Annotated in this window: 15 protein-coding genes; 6 read left to right on the top strand and 9 right to left on the bottom strand. The window is 59.8% G+C overall.

The annotated features are described in order from the left end of the window. Positions 1–156: 156 nt before the first annotated feature. Both AC0V6U_RS15215 and AC0V6U_RS15210 read right to left on the bottom strand, forming a co-directional pair. The gene (locus AC0V6U_RS15215) at positions 157–2,355 is read right to left on the bottom strand and encodes a M13 family metallopeptidase (protein WP_472643971.1); all 2,199 of its coding nucleotides are present in this window, start codon (positions 2,353–2,355) and stop codon (positions 157–159) included. Positions 2,356–2,586: 231 nt separating this feature from the next. Beyond that, a complete protein-coding gene (locus AC0V6U_RS15210) occupies positions 2,587–4,317 on the bottom strand; it encodes an ABC transporter transmembrane domain-containing protein (protein WP_472645786.1) in 1,731 nt (576 codons plus the stop codon). 390 nt (positions 4,318–4,707) lie between these two features. Here AC0V6U_RS15210 and AC0V6U_RS15205 point away from each other — a divergent pair, with 390 nt between their 5' ends. Both AC0V6U_RS15205 and AC0V6U_RS15200 read left to right on the top strand, forming a co-directional pair. Next, positions 4,708–5,955, top strand: a complete 1,248-nt coding sequence (locus AC0V6U_RS15205; RefSeq protein WP_472643970.1) for a polyhydroxyalkanoate depolymerase — start codon at positions 4,708–4,710, stop codon at positions 5,953–5,955. An 82-nt stretch (positions 5,956–6,037) separates the two neighbouring features. Next, positions 6,038–6,817, top strand: a complete 780-nt coding sequence (locus AC0V6U_RS15200) for a phytanoyl-CoA dioxygenase family protein (RefSeq protein WP_486169516.1) — start codon at positions 6,038–6,040, stop codon at positions 6,815–6,817. On the opposite strand, the gene AC0V6U_RS15195 is transcribed toward AC0V6U_RS15200, so the two are convergent. From AC0V6U_RS15195 to AC0V6U_RS15165, 7 genes are all read right to left on the bottom strand, one after another. Further along, on the bottom strand, positions 6,814–7,413 hold the full coding sequence (locus AC0V6U_RS15195; protein WP_472643968.1) for a DUF4126 domain-containing protein: 600 nt from the start codon (positions 7,411–7,413) through the stop codon (positions 6,814–6,816). The genes AC0V6U_RS15200 and AC0V6U_RS15195 overlap by 4 nt on opposite strands. A 45-nt stretch (positions 7,414–7,458) precedes the next feature. Continuing rightward, entirely contained in the window at positions 7,459–8,514 is a 1,056-nt protein-coding gene (locus tag AC0V6U_RS15190) for a hypothetical protein (protein ID WP_472643967.1), read from the bottom strand. A gap of 37 nt (positions 8,515–8,551) precedes the next feature. Then, complete coding sequence (locus tag AC0V6U_RS15185) at positions 8,552–9,223, bottom strand: helix-turn-helix domain-containing protein (protein WP_472643966.1); 672 nt, start codon at positions 9,221–9,223, stop codon at positions 8,552–8,554. A gap of 90 nt (positions 9,224–9,313) precedes the next feature. Further along, complete coding sequence (locus AC0V6U_RS15180) at positions 9,314–10,495, bottom strand: acetyl-CoA C-acyltransferase (RefSeq protein ID WP_472643965.1); 1,182 nt, start codon at positions 10,493–10,495, stop codon at positions 9,314–9,316. A 123-nt stretch (positions 10,496–10,618) separates the two neighbouring features. Then, positions 10,619–11,068, bottom strand: coding sequence for a MaoC family dehydratase (locus AC0V6U_RS15175; RefSeq protein WP_472643964.1), 450 nt, complete (start codon positions 11,066–11,068; stop codon positions 10,619–10,621). Positions 11,069–11,177: 109 nt separating this feature from the next. Continuing rightward, on the bottom strand, positions 11,178–12,599 hold the full coding sequence (locus tag AC0V6U_RS15170) for a putative O-glycosylation ligase, exosortase A system-associated (RefSeq protein WP_472643963.1): 1,422 nt from the start codon (positions 12,597–12,599) through the stop codon (positions 11,178–11,180). Continuing rightward, positions 12,599–12,817 carry a hypothetical protein gene (locus AC0V6U_RS15165; protein WP_472643962.1) on the bottom strand — a complete coding sequence of 73 codons (219 nt, stop codon included), beginning with the start codon at positions 12,815–12,817 and terminating at the stop codon, positions 12,599–12,601. The genes AC0V6U_RS15170 and AC0V6U_RS15165 overlap by 1 nt, the downstream gene beginning before the upstream one ends. Before the next feature lie 112 nt (positions 12,818–12,929). Between AC0V6U_RS15165 and AC0V6U_RS15160 the strand changes: the two genes are divergently transcribed. The 4 genes from AC0V6U_RS15160 to AC0V6U_RS15145 all read left to right on the top strand — a co-directional run bounded on the left by AC0V6U_RS15160 (position 12,930) and on the right by AC0V6U_RS15145 (position 21,960). After that, positions 12,930–14,195 carry a TIGR04063 family PEP-CTERM/XrtA system glycosyltransferase gene (locus tag AC0V6U_RS15160; RefSeq protein ID WP_472643961.1) on the top strand — a complete coding sequence of 422 codons (1,266 nt, stop codon included), beginning with the start codon at positions 12,930–12,932 and terminating at the stop codon, positions 14,193–14,195. After that, positions 14,188–15,360, top strand: a complete 1,173-nt coding sequence (locus AC0V6U_RS15155; RefSeq protein WP_472643960.1) for a hypothetical protein — start codon at positions 14,188–14,190, stop codon at positions 15,358–15,360. The genes AC0V6U_RS15160 and AC0V6U_RS15155 overlap by 8 nt, the downstream gene beginning before the upstream one ends. Positions 15,361–15,854: 494 nt before the next feature. Continuing rightward, complete coding sequence (gene gltB / locus AC0V6U_RS15150) at positions 15,855–20,507, top strand: glutamate synthase large subunit (RefSeq protein ID WP_472643959.1); 4,653 nt, start codon at positions 15,855–15,857, stop codon at positions 20,505–20,507. 16 nt (positions 20,508–20,523) lie between these two features. Beyond that, entirely contained in the window at positions 20,524–21,960 is a 1,437-nt protein-coding gene (locus AC0V6U_RS15145) for a glutamate synthase subunit beta (protein ID WP_472643958.1), read from the top strand. Positions 21,961–22,037: the final 77 nt, after the last annotated feature.

Raw genomic sequence — 22,037 nt, 5'->3', positions numbered from 1 at the left:
CGCTGAGAACCACGCCAGCCCGCACCCTCCACCCTTCCACCCGGAACAGTTTCGGATACGATCCGGGCGGAAGGGTGGAGGGTGCGGGCGGCTAGGTCGTCACGAACAAAAGCCGCGTCGCTGCGGGCTGCCCGAAGACAGCCCGATTCAGCTCAATTACCAGATTTTCACGCGCTCTTCTGGCGGGATGTACATCGCATTGTTTTCGGTGACGCCGAAAGCTTCGTACCAAGCGTCGAGATTGCGTACGACGCCGTTCACCCGGTATTCCTCTGGGCTGTGTGCGCCGGTGCGCAGACGCAGGCGGTAGTTCTCTTCACGCTGCGCCGAGCGCCAAACTTGCGCCCAGGCAAGGAAGAACCGCTGATCGCCGGTGAAGCCGTCGATCACGGGCACATCTTTGCCTGCTGTGGCGATCTTATAGGCGCGGTAAGCAAGCGACAGCCCGCCAACATCGCCGATGTTTTCGCCCAGGGTCAGACGGCCGTTCACACAGGTTTCGCCTTCATCGAACGGGCAGAACGCGCTGTATTGCGCGACCAAAGCATCGCCGCGCTCGTCAAAGGCGGCGCGGTCTTCGTCGGTCCACCAATTGCGCAGCTTGCCGGTGCCATCAGACTTGGAGCCTTGGTCGTCAAAACCATGGCCAATCTCGTGCCCGATCACCCCGCCAATCGCGCCGTAATTGACCGCAATATCGGCGCTCACGCCAAAGAATGGCTGCTGCAGAATGGCAGCCGGGAACACGATCTCGTTCTTGGTCGGGTTGTAATAGGCATTGACCGTCTGCGGGGTCATAAACCACTCGGTCCGGTCAATCGGCCCGCCCAGCTTGGAGATATTGTCAGCAAGGTTCCAAGCCCCCGCCGCAATCGCATTTTCCAGCGGATTGTCAGCGGTCATCTCAAGGCCAGGATAGGTCTCAAGATTGTCGCGGTAACCGATCTTGGGATCGAAGCTATCGAGTTTTGTTTTGGCCTCAACCTTGGTTTCCGCGCTCATCCAATCGATCTCTTCGATGGATTGCGCCATGGCGAGGCGCAGATTGGCGACCAACTCGTCCATCGCGGCTTTGTTTTCAGCCGGGAAATAGCGCTCGACATAGCTCTTGCCGACGAGCTCACCCAACGCACCCTCGGTGGCATCAATCGCGCGCTTCCAACGCGGGCGCTGCTCTGGCGTGCCGCGCAGTTTCTTGCCGAAGAATTCAAAGCTCGCCGTGTCGAAACGGGTCGGCAGGACAGCGGAATTGTTTGAGAGGAATTCCTTGATCGTCCACGCCTGCAGTGTCGCCAAATCGGTTTCGGACAGCACTTCAAACATGCCGGGCAGGCCTTTGCCGATCTTGGCAACGGTTGCCTCATCCAGGCCCAGTTCCTTGATCCGCTCTTCGCTCGGCGGGATAGTGCCCACGACATAGATCGGCGATTTTGACAGGCCGATTTTGTCCATGATCGCGCCAACCGGAATGTCGCCCGCCATTGCGGCCATTTCTTCCTTGGTCACGGCGTTATAGGTGAGGTCGCGGTTGCGGCTGACGGTGCGGTCCCACAGCACTTCTTTCGCGAGCCGTTCTTCGAACGCATAAACCGCCGCGGTTGCGCCCGCTGGATCGGCATAGCCCGCCTCGCCAAACAAGAAGGTGAGATAATCCTTATAGAGCTTGATCGTCTCAAGCCCTTTCTCGCTGGTGTCGGTGTAATAATCTCGGTCTGGCAGACCAATTCCGCCCATGCCGATATAGGCAACATAGCGGTCTGGCTGCTTCGCATCGACATTTACAAATCCGCCGATTGGCGATGAATAACCAGGCGAGGCCCACAGCATTGCAAGCTCATCCATCGAGCTCGCCGCGATGATCTTGTTGAAGTAAGGCTGTGCCGGGGCAAGGCCGGCGGCATCAATCGCGGCGGTGTCGAGGAAGGCATTGTGCGCATTCACGATCCGCTGCTCATCATTGCTAAGCGTGGCCGGGTCTTTTGCGACCAGCTCGTCAATCAGAGCCTTCACATCGGTTGTGCTTTTCTCGCGCAGCAGGTTGAACGCGCCAAAGCGGCTGAATTCTGCTGGCAGAGGGTTCGCATCGAGCCATTTCTGATTGACGTATTTGAAGAAGTCATCACCCGGATCAACGTCGGTAGAGATCAGCTGAGGATCAACGCCCCAAGCGCCAAAGCTCATGGTCGGCGTGCTGGGCTCTTGCGCGGCGTCCGCTGCGCCTTCCGCGGCTGTGTCGTCCAGCAGCGTTTCGATGCCAGTGTCCGCGTGTCCATCGTGCGCGCCGCCTGCGAGCGCTGGATTGGCGCACATCAGGGCGGCAAGCCCCGCGCTGAGAAGAGCTGTTCGTTTGATCATAATACCAGTCCCGTGGTTATCGTTGTTCAAAATTGTCCTGCAGCCTCTTTAAACTGCGGAGCTGAGCAGAGTCGACGTTTGTCCGATTGCGGTCGCAATTGGTCGATTAGTTGGTGGTTGAAGGTATTGATCGGCGTGCCGTAGCCGTCCGCCTCCCCACCCGGCCACCAATGGTAACCACCAGAATATGGTGGCCGGGTGGGGAGGTGGGCGGCTACGGCCTACTAAACATCAAGCCGCTTGGTTGCTCGCAAATTGGAGCTTCGCGAGCCGCGCATAAAGACCGCCCGCCTTCACCAGTGCGTCATGCGTGCCTTGCTCAGCAATCTTGCCTTCATCGAGCACGATGATCCGGTCCGCTTTGCGCACGGTCGCTAGCCTGTGAGCGATGACCAGAGTTGTGCGGTCGACCATCAGCTGATCCAGAGCTTGCTGTACCAATTGCTCGCTTTCGGCGTCGAGCGCGCTGGTCGCCTCGTCCAGTAGCAGGATCGGCGCATCCCTTAGGAGCGCGCGCGCAATTGCCAGACGTTGCTGCTGACCGCCCGACAGCTGCGTTCCGCCTTCGCCCAGATCCGTGTCCAGGCCCTTGGGCAGATCGCGCAGGAAGCTTTCCGCATTGGCAGCGCGCGCGGCCTCCCAAATCGCCTCGTCATCGGCATCCCACCGGCCATAGCGCAGATTGTCGCGGGCATTGCCGCTGAACAGCACGCCGTCCTGCGGCACCAATGCCAGCCGCTCGCGCAGATCAGCGGGATCAGCTTTGGTCAGGGGAATCCCGTCCAAGCGAATGGTGCCAGATTGCGGATCGTAAAACCGCTCAACCAGCTGGAAAATGGTCGACTTGCCCGCGCCCGATGGGCCGACAATCGCGACCGTCTCGCCCGGCTCAACCTCCAAGGTAAAGTCATGCAGAGCGGCCACTTCTGGACGGCTGGGATAGCGGAAAGTGACATTGCGAAACGACAGATTACCGCGCGGCGGCACGGGCAGGGCCTGCACGCGCTCTGGGCTGGCAATGGTGGGCTTTGCATCGAGCAATTCGGCAAGACGGCTCGCTGCGCCAGCCCCGCGCAATAGGTCACCATACACCTCTGTCAGGGCGCCAAATGCGCCAGCCACAAGGCCGCCGGTGATCACAAAGGCGAAGATCGTCCCGCCAGAAATCGAGCCATCGCTGACCGCAATGGCGCCGCGCCACATCAGCAAAGTGATGGCGCCAAAGATCAGCATGATGATGACCGACGTCATGGCCGCGCGGATCATAATCCGTCTCTTCGCGGTGCTGAATGTCGCCTCCACCGCCTCGCCAAAGCGGTCCGCCTCGCGCGCTTCCTGATTGAAGCTTTGCACGATCTTCATGCCCGCCAGAACTTCGGTGACCATAGCGCCGACATCGGCCACACGGTCCTGGCTGGTGCGCGAAACATTGCGCAGTCGCCGCCCGAACACTGTAATGGGTATGATCACTGCCGGGATCACCAGCATCAGGCCGAGCGTCATTTGCGGCTGGAGGTAAAAGAGCAGCGCCGTACCGCCGATCGCCATCAGAGTGTTGCGCAAGGCGATCGACACGGTGGTGCCGACGACCTGCTCAATCACTGCGGTATCGGACGTCATCCGGCTGGAGATTTCTTTCGGGCTGTTCGCCTCATAGAAGCTGGGAGCCTGGCGCAGCAGATTGCGCTGAACCGCGCGGCGGATATCCGCGACCACGCGCTCGCCAATCCAGCTGACGAAGTAAAATCTCAGCGCCGTGCCAATGCCCAGCACCACGACAATCATCAGCAGATATTGAAATGCAGAATTGATCTGCTGACTGGTCGCCCCGCCGCTAAAGGCCTCGTCAATGATCACTTTGAAACGCCAGGGGATCGCCAAAGTCGCCGCGGCCGTAATCAGCAATGCGATCAGCGCCAATGCGACTTGCGTGGGGTATTGCGCGGCAGTGGAATAGATCATCCGCAGCGGGCGCAGTGATTTTGCCGGTTTCTCCGCAGCCTCGCTCGCAAGCTCATCCGCGCGCGCTTTACGCCCGCGACCAAACAGCCCGCGCCTTTGCGGCTGAGCGTCTTCTGCTTGTGTGAGATCCCCGTCCATCGAACCGCTCATCTAGGGACAAACCAGCCGGTTTTCACGTGCAAAAATCGCACATTCCCACTGAAACCGCCCAAAACCGGTGGAATCGTAAAATATTGTGCATTGCACAATTGTTCATAAAGGCCCACCTATACCCCTCAAGCGCCCAGCGAAGAGGCGCCTTCTTTATACGAGTTTTGGCTCGATACGGGTTTTGGACGGCCCGACGATCTCAGCAGCGGCATTCGCGCTGAGCCACAACAGGGGAACGACTTGCTTTACCACGCCTATGAATTGCAGCGCAGCTGGATGAATTCAGTGAGCTCAATCGCATCGATCAGCTCATCGGTCATGGCCAATCCGGCCAATCCCTTTGCCAAAATGGGCATGATGTCGATGACGGCCAATGCGCTCGACGTGTTCGCCCACGCGACGGCCGATTATGGCAAGCCCGCCTTTGGCATCACCGAGGTCGACGTGGACGGCACCGTCTGGCCGGTGATCGAGGCGACCGTGGTCAACCGCCCGTTTGGCGATCTAAAGCGCTTCCGCCTTGATGGGGTCGAGGATGATCGCCCTAAAATGCTGATCGTTGCCCCGATGAGCGGACATTACGCCACCTTGCTGCGCGGCACGGTGGAGCGGATGCTGCAGAAGTTTGAGGTCTACATCACCGATTGGGCCGATGCGAAGACCGTACCCATGCACGAGGGGCATTTCGACCTCGACACCTATATCGATTACCTCACTGAATTCCTTGAGTATATCGAAGCGGTGAAGCCGGGCCAAAAAACCAATCGCCGCCCGCATATGCTAGCTGTGTGCCAGCCCTCGGTCCCCGCCTTTGCGACGACCGCGCTGATGAACCAGCACAAATCCCCCGCTGCGCCAGCGACGCTCACCATGATGGGCGGGCCAATCGACACGCGCGAAAGCCCAACCAGCGTCAATGATCACGCGATGAAGCGCCCGATCGAATGGTTCCGCAATTCCGTGATCGCCACCGTGCCGATGAAATATCGCGGCGCCGGGCGTAAGGTCTATCCTGGCTTTATGCAGCTGTCCGCGTTCATGAGCATGAACCTGCAAAGCCACATGATGAGCCATTACGAGATGTTCAAGCATCTGACCGCGGGCGATGATGACAGCGCGAACGCGACCAAAGACTTCTACGACGAGTATCGCGCCGTGTGCGACATGACGGCGGAGTTTTACCTGCAGACAGTCGAGGAAGTGTTCCAGAAGCACTCGATCCCGAACGGCACGTTTGAGCATAAGGGCGAAGTCGTCGATCTGACCCAGATTACGGACACCGCTTTGCTAGCCATCGAAGGCGAGCGCGATGACATTTCAGGGATCGGCCAAACTAAGGCCGCGCTGAAACTCGCGACCGGCCTGTCAGAGAAAAAGAAGCGCTACTACATGGCCGAGGGCGCCGGACACTACGGCATCTTCAACGGCAGCCGCTGGCGGACCAAGGTGGCGCCGGTGGTGGAAGAATTTGTGGCGGCGCATAGTTGATTAACCGGCAGAGTATGCCGTTCGACTATGCGCAGTTGCGGGGTTCAGGCCCGCATCGTATTCTCGGCTTACCATGCAGGACTTGGCCGATCTTTCTGACCAATTGCGCGATCGCGGCTTGGTAAGGCTCGACGGTTTCATTCCGCGGGCAAGAATAGACAGAGCGCGAAACGCAATACTCGATCTGGCGCGCGAACATGGTCTGCTGATCGACGGCGTGTGGGATAGGTCGCATAGCCGGTTTGGCCTGCCGAAACCATTTCGCGCGACGTTGAACCAACTCCACTCATCGGAGGCCTTTCCTCAGCTTTTTGGGGATGAACTGATCACGTTGACGAGTGATTTGATTGGCGAAGCGGTCGTGCCTTTGGCTCCAGCTCAGCAAATCCTATTCACTCTTCCGGCTCAGGGTGATTGGATCATCCCGCATGATGTCTGGCATCTCGACGTGCCGCGCCTCGGAAAAGACATATCGCCAGGGCTACAGGCATTCACATTCCTTGATGATGTTCAGCCCAGAGGCGGGGCAACACTGGTCATCACGGGTTCGCATCGTCTTCTCAACGATTCCGGACACCTCCCGTCAAAGAAGGTCAAACAGCTCTTGCTCAGGGAAAACTACTTCCAGCACCTGTTCAGCCGAGACCGGCCTGCCTCGTCACAACTCAAAGAATTTGTCGGCAAAATTGGCGACGTCGACCTCGAAGTGGTTGAGCTCAGCGGGCGTGCCGGGGATGTTTATCTCATGGATTTGCGGATGCTTCATACACCAGCACCGAATGCCTCGGAGACAGCCCGCATGATGGTCACATCTCGGATGCCGCGTGTAAGCATTGCGGCACAAATCGGGACGCCCGCCTAACCCTCAACCCTCGGCGTTCTGAAAAACAGCCGCTTGATCACCCGCCGCGCCCATAGCAGCAGCAGGACTACCAGCACCAGCAGCACCAGCGCGATCCCGCCTGCCACCAGCGGATATTCATAGGCGACATAGAGCAGGCCGACGGTCGCGACGTCCTCTGCGCTGGAGACCATCAAATTGCTGACCGGCTCGGGCGAGGTGTTGACCACCGCCCGCGCGCTCGCCTTGCCGCCGTGCGCCAGAAAGCTCGCTCCGCCGCCTAGAAGAAACGCCACCACTTGCATCGCCGGGTCCGAGGGATCGACAATCGCCAGCGCCAGCAGCGCGCCGCCAACCGGACGCACCAAAGTGTGCACTGTATCCCAGATGGAGTCGAGCCACATCACCTTGTCAGCAAAGAACTCCGCCAGCGCACCAAGCGCGGCAATGCCCATCACCCAGGGGTTTTCGAGCACGCCCAAGCTGGCCAAATGCTCCGGGATCGGAATGGCATCGAGCCGCATCGCAAGGCCCGTTGCAAACACGCATAAATACAGCCGCCAGCCGCTCAAAAGGCTGACGCTCCCCGCAATCCCGATGATTTCCATGATCCCCATAGGCGGCAGCTTAGCCGCATTCAGCGTGTTTAGGAATGGCCGCCGCTATCCGCCCTCGGTCGCAGGCTGCGCCGCGCGGTTACGCGTGTCCGCGAGCAACGCATCCAAGGCAGCGCGCTTCACGTCTTCAGCCTCAGCGTCGACCAGGCTCGCTCCCGCTGGCTGCGTGATCCGCGTTCGAACCGCCTCGACAACCAAGCGGTTGGCATAGCTGTGCGCGTCCTCCGGATCATCGCCCTGATTGGCTTCAAATCGCTGGATCAAGCGGGTGCGGCTTTCGTTCGCGAGGTGCAATTCGACCAGCTTCGCGCGGTACTCCAGCTCCCAACCTGCGAGGCCTGGGAAGGCCGCATAATCGGCAAAATGTTGGCTCTCATGAGCCAGGAAACTGACCTCAAATCGCTCGTCTTCGAGGCTGCTCCAGCGCGGCACGACGACGTAAAGCGCGTCCTCATCGGCCCAGCCGCCCGTGCCGACCGTATCGCAGCCCAAATAGCTGCTCCAACCGCCGCTGCTAAAATCATCGAGATAGAGGACACGTGTTGTGACCTCTTGTTCGGGGAGCCGGACAGTGTGCATGCGCTCAGTCTGGCTATGCCAGATCATAAGCTCGCGCAGCCTGCCGGTCCGTCCTTGCAGGGAATAGGCACCTTGCGATTGAAGGCGTTCAGTGATGGCGGATTCGAGCAGCGAAAGATCGGAAGTTGGCTCGATGTTGAGCGTCTCAAACACACTGGCAACCAGCTGGGATTGGGCCGCATCGGCACTTGCGGGATCGCGCACGGCCTCTCGCCAGTAGGTTCGGAAATGGGCCAGCAGTTTCTCTTGGAGCGGACGCGCATCATCAAGCGCCTGGTCTTGCGCATCAGTGCCGGTCAGCCGCGCGAGCGCACATTTGCGGAATGCCTCATGTTCGTCTGAGAGGTTGTGAGGCTCCACTTCGGACAATATGCGAATGGCTTCAGGCCCGTCAGCGCGAACGATGGCGCCGCGCGCTTCGCGCAATGCCTGCTCTGCTTCCGGTGCAGTGTGACCGCTCGCGCAGGATGCCGCCATCACGAACGCCGCAATGGTGAGAAATTGGTTTGATACCGAATTCATCGAAGTGGTTCTGCCTGTCTGTTATGCTGCAGACTTCCTAACCGGGGCGTAAGAGCCGATCTTGAACCGAATTGACCTTGCGGAGTTTCGCGGGCGGTTGCCCCGTTAGAGCAGCGACAGAGCGAGACATATGCGCCTGGTCGGAAAAGCCAGCGGTGCTGGCAATGTCCGCAAGACCATCGGCGCCGTTCACGATTAGATCGATTGCCGCCAGTGTCTGAACGCGTTTGCGATAGCGGGCTGGACTGGTCCCATAGATGCGCCGGAAGCCGCGCGTAATTGTCTCAGGCCTCAGGCCGTTTGCCGCCGCCCACTCGCCTAAATGAACCGGGATCTTGCGCAGATCATTGGCGAGCAAATCGGGCCAGTCTGAAATCAAAGCCTGCTCGACTTTGGCGGGGGCGAGATGGCTAAGAAAGCCCTCATCGTTCGCGCTGATCGCCGACAATAGGGCATCGGGTCGTTCAACCGTAAACACGGGCGGCAATTGCAGGAAGTCTGGCAAAGCGAAGTTCACAACAGCTGATGGCATCTCAACGATGTTGCGATGCGCCTCGAAAGCGCGGTGATAGACAATATCGCCCGCCTGCGCTTTCCAGCGCCCAGTATCGTCGGCCTCTTCATATGAGCCAGACAGCACGAGCGCGGCATAGCCGCGGCGATGCTGGTGCCTGGGCCGCACACCTGGCTGAAGGCGCTGAATTTGCATGGATGGCACCTTGTTTTGGATGGGCGGACAAAAAAGGGGCGCAAGGACCATCTGTCCCCGCGCCCCTTTTTGTAGCAGATGCCAGAGGGTTTAGAACACCTCGAACATGCCCGCTGCGCCCATGCCGCCGCCGACGCACATGGTGACGACGACATATTTTGCGCCGCGGCGCTTGCCTTCGATCAATGCGTGGCCGGTGCAGCGTGCGCCGGTCATGCCGTATGGGTGGCCGATCGAGATCGAGCCGCCATTGACGTTGAGGATGTCGTTATCAATGCCAAGCTTGTCGCGGCAGTAGAGAACCTGAACTGCGAATGCTTCGTTGAGCTCCCACAGGCCAACATCTTCCATCTTGATGCCGGTTTGCTTGAGCAATTTCGGGATCGCATAGACCGGGCCAATGCCCATTTCGTCAGGCTCTGTGCCTGCAACCGCCATGCCGACATAACGGCCGAGCGGCTGGAGACCTTTTTGCTCAGCAAGCTTGGCTTCCATCAGGACGCTGGCAGATGAACCATCGGACAGCTGCGAGGCGTTACCGGCGGTGATCACCTTGTCCGGGCCCATCACTGGGTTCAGCGATTGCAGGCCTTCGATGGTGGTCGATGGGCGGTTGCCCTCGTCCTTGGTCAGCGTGTGCTCAACCTGGCTGATTTCGCCGGTTTCCTTGTCCTTCACCATCATGGTTGTGGTGACAGGGACGATCTCGTCGTCGAACTTGCCCGCTTCCTGGCCAGCGGCAGTGCGCATTTGCGATTGCAGCGCGTATTCGTCTTGCGCTTCGCGGCTGATGCCATAGCGCGACGCAACCATTTCAGCGGTGCCGAGCATTGGCATGTACACGTCTTTGTGCATTGCGATCAGAGAGGGATCAGGCGCAACGCGCATTTCCGGGGTCTGGACCATTGAGATGGAATCCTGACCGCCGCCGACGACTACATCCATATTGTCGACGATGATCTGTTTCGCCGCGGTGCTGATCGCCATCAGGCCTGAAGAACACTGACGGTCGATGGTTTGCGCAGCGACAGACACGGGCGCGCCGCCGCGAAGAGCGACCTGACGGCCGATATTGCCGGCCTGCGTGCCCTGGGTGAGTACTGCGCCCCAAACCACGTCGTCGATTTCAGCGGCGTCGATACCGGCGCGCTCAACGGCAGGTTTGAACGAAGCGGCACCAAGGGTGGCGCCAGGGGTGGCGTTAAAGCCGCCCTTATAAGCCCGGCCAATTGGGGTGCGGGCGGTGGAGACGATGACTGCGTCACGTGACATGGGGAATTCCTTATTCTCAATACCTAACCTGCGTCATTCCAGCGAAAGCTGGAATCTCAGGCGGCGAAGTGTGTGCTTTGTAGCTCTAGACCCCAGCGTTCGCTGGGGTGACGAGGTTAAAATTTAAACGAAGAACTGAGTGATCCACTCACAGATCAGAGCGGGCTTTTCTTCGCCTTCGATCTCGATCGTAATCTCGCAGGTCTGTTGCCACTGGCCCGGGCGCTTTTCGATCATCTCGGTCAGTTTCCAATGGCCGCGAATGCGCTTGCCCGAACGGACTGGGTTGATGAAGCGGGTTTTATTGCCGCCATAGTTCACGCCCATCTTCACGCCATCAATCTTCGGCATATCCGAGTTGGCGGACAGGTAAGGGATCATCGAAAGCGTCATAAAGCCATGCGCGATGGTGCCGCCGAACGGCGTCATCTTGGCGGCTTCTTCGTTGATGTGGATGAACTGGTGATCACCGGTCGCATCAGCGAACATGTTGATCTTTTCTTGGGTCATTTCGACCCATTCACTGCTGCCGAGGTTTTCGCCGACCTTTGCGGCCAGATCTTGGGGGGTCATACTGGTGTCTCCTGCCAAAATTACGCGCTTCTCACCCGAATCCGGGCGCGGCGCTTAGGAGGAGTAATGGCGCATCATTGCACGAAGCGCAATGAGGTTTCCGTAAACGTCAACTTGCCGTTACGGCATTGGCACCAGCCGCGCTGGTTTGTCCGCTCACATGCGCCTTACGCCGCGCGGTGGCGCCGATTTCGCGCGGCTTTTCCGGGCCATTTTTGAAACGCTTCGAATCGAGCCTGCGGCAATAGGAATAGAGCGCGATTTGAAGGCCGATCAGCTTGTAGAACATCGGCTGATAGGCGATCCCCTGGAACAGCGCGCCGGTAAGGTAGATCAGGCTGGCCAGCTGCAAAGCGACGGCCAAGGGCGCAATCCACCCCTCGCGCTCGCTGCCCGCATCTTTCCAGCGGCTGCGAATGCGCTCCATTTGCCAAACGCCCAGCCCCTGCAGCCAAAGCCAGATTATGAGGCCGGGCCAGCCCTGCTCACCCAGCATTTCAAAGATGGATGAATGGAAAGCGCGCGCCTCATCCGTCACATCGCGGTATTGAACCGAGGTCGTGTTGCCGACTTCTTCGCGCACGGGAAGTTCATAGGTGAAGGAATTGCCAAGATAGGAATTGAACCCGCCGCCAAATGGCTTTTTCGAGGCGTACTCATAGGTCCAGGTCCACACCGCCACGCGGGTCGAGGCGCTTTCATCCCCGCCCGGTTGAGCAATGGTGGCCATACGCTCGTAATAGCTTTGCGGCAGGAACGGCAGCGCGATAACGCCCAGCACGCCGCCAGCCGCCATGAACAGCAAGCGCCGTTTGACATAGCGCAGCAGCAGCAAAGCCAGCACCGCAATACAGACCAGGCCAGTGCGCGCCTCTGTGCCGATTGGCACCAGCAAAGAGGCAAACGTAAGGCCTGCCGCGAACACATTCACCGACCAATGTTTGGGCAAAATCGTGCCAAATCGCACCAGCCACCAGATCAGAGGGATCAGACCAATCGCGACCGTTGCCAGGGTGGAACTTTCATACAGGCCGCTGTTGTCATTGACGAAGAAATTGAGGTTCTCATATCCGCCGCCGCCCAGCACGGTTTTCATCCCCGTGCCGATAACAATGGTTGCCACCGATAGGACAATGACCAAGGCCAACGCCTCCAGCCGCAAACGCGTGGTGATGGTCAGCGGCATGAAGATCGCAAACAACAATGCCTTCCACACCCATTCCCATTTTTCCTGTGCCGCCTCAGGAAATTCGGCGCTTTGAGTGGTCCACCAACAATAAACGAGCAGCGCCAGCATCAAGGCCTGACGCAAAGAGAAGCGCGCGCCTTCCTTACGATCGAGCAGCAGCCAACCGCCAAAGGCCGCGCCAAAAGCGATGAAGGACACCGGGATCGAGGTGATGATCGAATAGCCGATCCGCTGCGGCGCGAGAATGTCGATATAGACATAGAGCAGCACCCACAAATAGGGGCGCCTGAGGCCGAGCAGCAGGACAAAGCCGATGAAGGCGAGGAAGATGAGATCGAGCATTAGGTCGCTGTCTCATCTGTCTCGGGCTGGCCGGGACTGGCCGTTTCGCCGCGCGCGGCCTGTTTGCGGGCCGCCAGCGCATCTTTGCGCCGCTGTTCTTCCGCCGCCTGATTGTCGGCAATCGCCGGATCCACGTCCAGATCATCGCGCCACACCAAGCGCAGCAGCACAATGGCAAGCAAGCCATGGCCGAGTGCAAGGGCGAAATAGTCGATCATTCTACGCGTGTTTCCCGCATGATTTATGGCAGGCACAATCGCCCACAATCAGGCGCTCTAACCAAACGCAGTTGACGTCCCGTTAAGGACAATCAGGCATAGCGCCCTTATCATGCGCGTCCTTCACGTTCTCGACCATTCGCTGCCGCTGCATTCCGGCTACACCTTTCGCACGCGCGCCATCCTAAAGGCGCAGACGGCGATGGGGATTGAAGTGCGCGGGATCACGGGCCTGCGCCACAGCGATGAGGGCGCTCTCACCGATCCAGAAGTGGTCGATGGCCTGACTTTCCACCGCAGCACTGGGATGGCTGGCGGACCGCCGGTGATCAACGAAATCCGCGAGATGACGCATTTGTCGCTCTCCATTCAGGAGCTCGCCAAGAAATGGCGGCCTGACATCATTCATGCCCATTCCCCGGCCCTGTGCGGCGGGGCGGCCTGGCGCGCATCACGTGCGCTGGATGTCCCGCTCGTCTATGAAATCCGCGCCTTTTGGGAAGACGCAGCGGTCGGCAATGGCACGGGGCGCGAGGGATCGATCAAATACCGCATGACCCGCGCGCTGGAGACGCAAATTGTGCGCCGCGCCGATGCAGTCTTCACAATTTGCGACGGCCTGCGCAGCGATTTGATCCGGCGCGGGATCAATCCGGGCAAGCTTGGGATTATGCGCAATGGCGTGGATATGGCCATGTTCGGCGATCCGCCGCCGCGTGATGAGCGGCTGGCGAGTAAGCTGAATATCAGCGCTGATGCGCCGGTGATCGGCTTTATCGGCAGCTTCTACGCCTATGAGGGGCTGGACGATCTGATCGCCGCCATGCCCCGCCTGCGAGAGCAGCATCCGGGCACCAGGCTGCTGCTGGTGGGCGGCGGCGAAATGGAGGCTGAGTGGCGCGAGCAGGCGGCAAAGCTGCCTGATCCCGAGGCCGTGATCTTCACCGGCCGAGTGCCGCACTCTGAAGTGGAGCGCTATTATTCGCTGATCGATGTGCTGGCCTATCCACGCAAGCGCAGCCGCCTCACTGATCTTGTCACTCCGCTAAAACCGCTGGAGGCCATGGCTCAGCAGCGCATTGTCGCCGCATCCGATGTGGGCGGCCACCGCGAGCTGATCACGCATAATGAGACCGGCTTCCTCTTCCCGCCAGACGATCCCGCCGCCTGCGCCGATGCGCTGGCCAATATGCTGAACGCACGCGAGAGCTGGAACGGCGTGCGGATGCGCGGGATAGAGCATGTCCGCCGCAGCCACGACTGGGCGCAAAATGCCAAACGTTATCGGGACGTTTACCAAAGCTTGCTAGCCAACCGGGAAGAGACGCCAAGCGCCATGGACGGCGTCGGCGCGAACAAACTTGGGGCGAATGGGTAAGATGGGCTTTCGCGAAGAATTGCACAGCAAAAGAGAAGCTGCGCGTGAACACGCCGAAATCGCCGCAGAGGATGCGCGCGGTAAGGGCCAATCCCTGTTTGAGCGGCTGAAACCCAAAGCCCGCAGCGAGAAAAAGCCTGCGAAAAAACGGCGTGCCAAGAAAACGTCGATCGCTGCGCATAAGGCGTTTGTCCCGCTGCTCGCCGGTTGGGGCGCGGCCCTTGCAGGCCTGTTGGTCGCGGTCCTGCCCGCATCCAGTATCACGGGCATCATGCAAACCGCTCAGTTGACCGTTTTGGGAGGCGCTGGCCGGATCGTGCTTGCATTGCTTGCGGCTTTGTTTGGCGGGTTGATCGCCTTTGCGATTGCCCGCGTTTGGAGCAATTCAGCCTCATCTAACCGCTTTGATAGCGCCGCCGCGCTGGACGGCGATTACGACCGAGTTCGCCCGATCGATCCAAGCGCAGAGCTGGGCAGCGAAAGCCTCGATGCGCCGATTGATCCAGAGCTTGCGGCGGAATTTGCCGCTGAGACGGAAGAGTTTGAAGACGAGCTTGGCGAACCAGAATTTGAGCCTGACGCATTCGAAGCTGAAGCTGAAATTGAAGTTCCCACTGAAGAGTTCACTCCCCTGGAATTCGCAGAGGAAGCACCGCTAGAAGAACCGCTCGACCTGGCCATGATCGCAGAGGTTTTGCCAGAGGATGAATTGGTGCTCGACACCGAGGTTCTCGAGCTCGCAGAAGAGGCCGAAGCACCAGAGCCAGTGGCCGAGACCGCGCCGCCTCTGCCTGCGGACGCGCCAGACTTCTTGCGCGGAGCTGCGCTGGAAAGCCTGCGTCAGATCCCCAAGGACGAGCTCAGCCTGATGCAAATGGTGGAGCGCTTTGCCGCTGCCCTGCACGCGCATCAGGCAATCCACGGCGAAGGCGCTCAGCCGCGCCGCGATGCCGCTCTTGCCGAGGCACTGCGTGCGCTCTCGCTATTCACCGAAGGCGAAGCCAAGATGGCGCAAATCCCAGCCGCCGCTGCGGTGGCCGATGGATCAAGCCTCGACGGCACAGCCGCGCTCGGCGCAAATGGTTTTTCCGAGCGTGCCCAGCAGACCGAGCGCGAATTGCGCGATGCGCTGGCGAAACTGCAAAAGCTCAGCGGCGCTGCTTAACTGTTTTCCGCACGCCCATCCGGGCGCGCGATTTCCTCGCAGCTTGCGGACAAGTCCGCGCTGCTGCGGGCGGCCACAAGGGCCTTGCGGTCGCTGGCGCGACCGTGCTCCGCCACCAAGCCATTTGGGGAAGCGCTGGTTCGACGCCGCAGGCGTCGCAAGGGCCTTGTGCCCGCCCGCAGCGACGCGACCTTCAGGTCGCATGAGCGAGGAAAGCAAAGTGAACGGATGTGAACGCCTAGCGCTTGAGGCTAAACAAAAACGCAACAAAAACCCTGCTTACTTGAGCGGCGCGCAATCGCGCTAAAGCTCAGGCATAGCTATGCGAAAGAATGCTACGTTCTTCGCGGTTGCAAAATCTCGATTCTGTCGGCAAAAGGCTCCCAAGCGATGCAGATCGCGCCCCTCAGGGGCCGTTTTGCGTGCATTTCTGCTTAGCCACAAGCCCACCGGGCCTGTCGCCAGTGCCGGCATCTGACAGAATGGATTTTTCGATGGGACAGCCCGCGGCCCAAGGCCTTTATGACGCTCGAAACGAACACGATGCCTGCGGTGTCGGCATGGTCGCGCATATTAAAGGCGAAAAGAGCCACTCCATCATTGAGCAATCGCTCGAGATTCTGAACCGGATTGACCACCGCGGCGCTGTGGGCGCGGACCCATTGCTGGGCGATGGCGCCGGAATTTTGCTGCAGATTCCAGACCCGTTGTTCCGCAATTGGGCAAACGACGCTGGCCATGATCTGCCCGCAGCGGGCGATTATGCGGTGGCGATGTGCTTCATGCCGCAAGACGCCGCAGCGCGCGCATTTGTGACCGAACAATTTGAGAAATTCACCGCCAAAGAAGGCCAGCGGTTTGTCGGCTGGCGCGATGTCCCGACCACGCTTGATGGCCTGGGCAAGGCGGTGATCGATTCGATGCCCGTGATCCAGCAAGCGGTGATCGCGCGCGGCGAAAACTGCGCCGATCAAGACGCATTTGAGCGCAAGCTGCTGGTGATTCGCAAGCAGGTGCAAAATCCGCTCGCCAAGCTGGCGGTAAAGCACGATCTGCCCGGCCTAACTCAGCTTTACCTGCCAAGCTTCTCCAGCCGCACTATCGTCTACAAAGGCCTGCTGCTGTGCGATCAGGTTGGTAGCTTCTTCAACGATCTGCGCGATCCGGCCTGCGTTTCCGCGCTTGGCCTGGTGCACCAGCGTTTCTCGACCAACACCTTCCCCAGCTGGCGGCTCGCCCACCCGTTCCGCCTGATCGCGCATAATGGCGAGATCAACACGGTGCGCGGCAATGTGAATTGGATGAACGCGCGCCGCCGCACGATGGAAAGCGACCTGCTCGGCGTTGACCTCGATAAGATGTGGCCGATCATTCCGCACGGCCAATCCGACACGGCCTGCCTCGACAATGCGCTCGAGCTACTGCTCGCCGGCGGATATTCACTCGCGCACGCGATGATGATGCTGATCCCAGAGGCGTGGTCCAAGAATGAGCTGATGGATCCAGACCAGCGCGCGTTCTACGAATATCACGCGGCATTGATGGAGCCGTGGGACGGACCCGCCGCCGTCGCCTTCACCGATGGCCGCCAAATCGGCGCGACACTGGATCGTAACGGCCTGCGCCCAGCGCGTTTCTGCGTTACCAAGGACGACATCGTCTGCCTCGCCTCGGAAAGCGGCGTTTTGCCGTTTGCCGAGGAAGACATCACCCGCAAATGGCGCCTGCAACCTGGCAAGATGCTGCTGATCGATCTGGAGCAAGGCCGGATCATCGAGGATGACGAGCTGAAGGCTGATCTGGCGGGCGCAGAGCCCTATGCCGATTGGCTCAAAAAGGCTCAGTTTAAGCTGGAAGATATCGCCGATATCGAGCCGGAACTGTCCGAAGTGGTTGAGCGCGACGAGGCGGATGGCAATTCGCTGCTGAAGCGTCAGCAAGCCTTCGGCTACACTCAGGAAGACATTTCGCGCTTCCTCGAGCCAATGGCGGTGAAGGGCGATGATCCGCTGGGATCGATGGGCACCGACACGCCGATTGCTGTGCTGTCGAACAAATCGCGCTTGCTCTACGATTACTTCAAACAGAACTTTGCGCAGGTCACCAACCCGCCGATTGATCCAATCCGCGAAGAGCTGGTGATGAGCCTGCTGTCGATGATCGGTCCGCGCCCGAACCTGCTTGGCCGAGAAGCTGGCACACATAAGCGGCTGGAGGTCGAACAGCCGATCCTGACCAATGATGATCTGGCCAAGATCCGCACCGTTGAAACCGCGCTGGACGGCGCGTTCCGCTGCGCCACGATCGATATGACTTGGGACGCTGAGGCTGGTGTCGAAGGCATTGAGCTAGCGATCAAGGAAATGTGCTGGGCCGCGACCGAGGCGGTGCTGCAAGATCACAATATTCTGGTGCTGTCAGACCGCGCGCAAAATGCGGACCGCATTCCCATGCCCGCTTTGCTTGCCACGGCTGCTGTGCATCACCATTTGGTGCGCCAAGGCCTGCGGATGCAGACCGGCCTGGTCGTGGAAACCGGCGAAGCGCGCGAAGTGCACCATTTCTGCGTGCTCGCAGGTTACGGCGCAGAGGCGATCAACCCCTACATGGCGTTTGAAACGCTGGAGGATATTCGCCGCAAGAAGCACCTTGAGCTGGACCCACGCGAGGTTGAGCAAAACTACATCAAGGCGATCGGCAAAGGCATCCGCAAGGTCATGTCCAAAATGGGCATCTCGACCTATCAATCCTATTGCGGCGCGCAGATCTTTGACGCGGTTGGCCTGTCCACTCCGTTTGTCGAAAGCTATTTCACCGGCACCTCGACCACCATCGAAGGCGTGGGCTTGGCGCAGGTCGCCGAGGAAAGCGTGCGCCGCCATGCTCAGGCTTATGGCGACAATCCGATCTATGAAAGCATGCTCGATGTGGGCGGCATCTATCAATACCGTCTGCGCGGCGAAGAGCATGCCTGGACGCCAAAGAACGTTGCCGATCTTCAGCACGCCGTGCGCGGTAACAATCCGTCAAACTACGAAGAATTTGCCAAGAGCGTGAACGAGCAATCCGAACGCCTTCTGACCATTCGCGGGCTGATGGAATTCAAGAAAGCCGACGACGCGATCCCGCTCGACGAGGTTGAGCCAGCATCGGAAATCGTCAAACGCTTTAGCACCGGCGCGATGAGCTTTGGCTCGATCAGCCACGAGGCGCATTCGACTTTGGCGGTCGCGATGAACCGCATTGGCGGGCGCTCCAACACTGGCGAAGGCGGCGAGGAACCATTCCGTTTCAAGCCGCTGGACAATGGCGATTCCATGCGCAGCCGGATCAAACAGGTGGCCTCGGGACGGTTTGGCGTCACGACGGAATATCTTGCCAACTCCGACGATATCCAGATCAAGATGGCTCAGGGCGCAAAGCCCGGCGAAGGCGGTCAGCTGCCCGGTCACAAAGTCGACAAACGGATCGGCGCGGTGCGCCATTCGACCCCCGGCGTTGGCCTGATCTCGCCGCCACCGCACCACGATATTTACTCGATCGAAGACCTCGCTCAGCTGATCCACGATTTGAAAAACGTGCAGCCAGAGGCGCGCATTTCGGTCAAGCTCGTGTCTGAAGTGGGCGTGGGCACGGTGGCCGCTGGCGTGTCAAAAGCGCGCGCGGATCATGTGACGATCTCTGGCTATGACGGCGGGACCGGCGCATCGCCGCTGACCAGCCTGACACATGCGGGCAGCCCTTGGGAAATCGGCCTCGCCGAAACTCAGCAAACCCTACTGCTCAACGATCTGCGCAGCCGCATTGCCGTGCAAGTGGACGGCGGCCTGCGCACCGGACGCGACGTTGCCATTGGCGCGCTGCTGGGCGCGGACGAGTTCGGCTTTGCCACAGCGCCGCTGATCGCGGCAGGCTGTATCATGATGCGCAAATGCCACCTCAACACCTGCCCCGTCGGCGTCGCCACGCAGGATCCAGAGCTGCGCAAGCGCTTCACCGGCCAACCAGAGCATGTGGTCAATTACATGTTCTTCGTTGCCGAAGAGCTGCGTCAGATTATGGCTGAAATGGGCTTCCGCACGGTCGATGAAATGGTTGGCCGCGCCGACCGTCTCGATATGAGCCGGATGCACCGCCACTGGAAGGCGAGCGGAATTGATCTCTCGCGTCTACTCCACATGCCAGAGCTTCCGGAAGGAGCCTCATTGCAGCACACCGAGGGCCAGGATCACGGCCTCAGCGGTGCGCTCGATAATGCGCTGATCGCGGATTGCGCAGAGGCGATCCAAGCGAAGAAGCCGGTTCAACTGACTTATGAGATCGCCAACAAAAACCGCACCGCTGGCGCGATGCTGTCTGGCAAGATCGCCGCCGCGCATGGCCACGAAGGCCTGCCGCCAGAGACGATCCGCATCAACTTGAGCGGTGTGGCTGGCCAAAGCTTCGGCGCTTGGCTCGCGCACGGGGTCACGCTTGATCTGTCAGGCGATGCCAATGACTATGTCGGCAAGGGCCTCTCAGGCGGGCGCATCATCGTGCGCCAACCGGATACGGCAAACCGCGACCCGAGCGAGAACATCATCGTTGGCAACACCGTGCTTTACGGCGCGATTGCCGGCGAGGCCTACTTTGGCGGCGTCGGGGGCGAGCGCTTTGCTGTGCGCAATTCCGGCGCGATCGCCGTGGTCGAGGGCGCGGGCGACCATGCCTGCGAATATATGACCGGCGGCGTTGTCGTGGTGCTGGGCAAGACCGGCCGCAACTTTGCCGCTGGCATGAGCGGCGGTGTCGCCTACGTCTATGACCCGGATGGCACGTTCGAGAGCTTGGTGAACAAGGCGCAGGTCGACTTGCTGCCAATCTCCGCAGAGCCTGACGCCGAAGACGGCACTGGACGCCCGGCGCAGCGCGCCAGCTCCGTGCATGATTTCGGCATGGGCGACATGCTGCGCCATGATGCAGAGCGGCTCAAGATCTTGATCGAGCGCCACCAATTGCACACGGGCAGCACCAAAGCTGGCGAATTGCTTGGCAATTGGGAGCAATCGCTGAGCCAATTCGTGAAAGTGATGCCAACAGATTACGCGCGCGCACTAAAAGCTCTCGAAGCTGAGCGCGACGAAGCCGCCTCGGTCGCGGCGGAATAAGGGTAAGAGACAAGACATGGGCAAAGACACCGGATTTCTCGAAATCGAGCGGCGCGAGCGCGACTATCTCGACCCCAAGGAACGGCTGAATAATTACCGCGAATTCGTGGTTCAGCCGGACGACAAAACGCTGTCTAATCAGGCCGCGCGCTGCATGGATTGCGGCATTCCCTATTGTCACAATGGCTGTCCCGTAAACAACATGATCCCGGACTGGAATCATCTGGTTTACGAGAACGATTGGAAGAACGCGCTTTCCGTTCTGCACTCGACCAACAATTTCCCGGAGTTTACTGGCCGCATCTGCCCCGCCCCATGCGAGGCGAGCTGCACGCTCAATATCGTCGACCAGCCCGTGACGATCAAATCGATCGAATGCGCGATTGTCGATCGCGGATGGCAAGAGGGCTGGATCGAGCCGCAAGTGCCCGCCAAGAAAACCGGCAAGACCGTCGCCGTGGTCGGATCAGGCCCGGCGGGCATGGCCTGCGCCCAGCAATTGGCGCGTGCTGGCCACACCGTCACCGTGTTTGAGAAAAGCGACCGGGTCGGCGGATTGCTGCGTTACGGCATTCCTGACTTCAAGATGGAAAAACAGCTGATCAACCGCCGCTGCGTCCAGATGGAGGCCGAAGGGGTTGAGTTCAAAACCAGCAAAGAGGTTGGCGTTGATGTCTCATTCCAGAGCCTCAATGAAAACTACGATGCGATTGTACTGTCCGGCGGCAGCGAAGACGCCCGCGCGCTCTCCATTCCCGGTGCGGAAATGGACGGTGTGCGCCTGGCGATGGAATTCCTAACCCAGCAGAACAAGCGCAATGCCGGCGACGACGAATTGCGCGCCGCCCCGCGCGGCAGCCTGCTCGCGACCGGCAAAGACGTGGTCGTGATCGGCGGCGGTGACACCGGCTCTGACTGCGTCGGCACCTCCAACCGGCAGGGCGCAAAAAGCGTGACCCAGCTGGAGATCATGCCCAAGCCGCCAGAGAAGGAAGACAAGGCGCTGACCTGGCCCGATTGGCCGCTCAAGCTGCGCACCTCCTCCAGCCACGAAGAAGGCGCAAACCGCGATTGGGCGGTTCTGACCAAGCGCGTGGTTGGCGACGGTGAGAAAGTCACCGGTATTGAATGCGCGCGGGTCGAATGGGTTGATGGCCAGATGCGCGAGATCGTCGGCAGTGAGTTCACAATTCCCGCTGATTTGATCCTGCTCGCGATGGGCTTTGTCGGTCCGAAGAAGACCGGCCTGCTCGATCAAGCGGCGGTCGAACTGACAACGCGCGGCAATGTTGCGGCGAATGAAGACGACTACGCGACCAGCGTGGAGAAGGTCTATGCCTGCGGCGATATGCGGCGCGGGCAAAGCCTGGTTGTCTGGGCAATCCGCGAAGGTCGCCAATGCGCACGCAGCGTCGATGAAGCTCTGATGGGTGCGAGCTCTCTGCCGCGCTAGGGGCGCATAACCGGGCGCGTATTTACGTGTGCTTTTGCCCGTATGTCCGGTCAACTTCTTGTCGCTGCAAACAATTG

The organism is Erythrobacter sp. W36, assembly GCF_057364935.1.
This window is presented reverse-complemented; position numbering and strand designations above follow the sequence as displayed.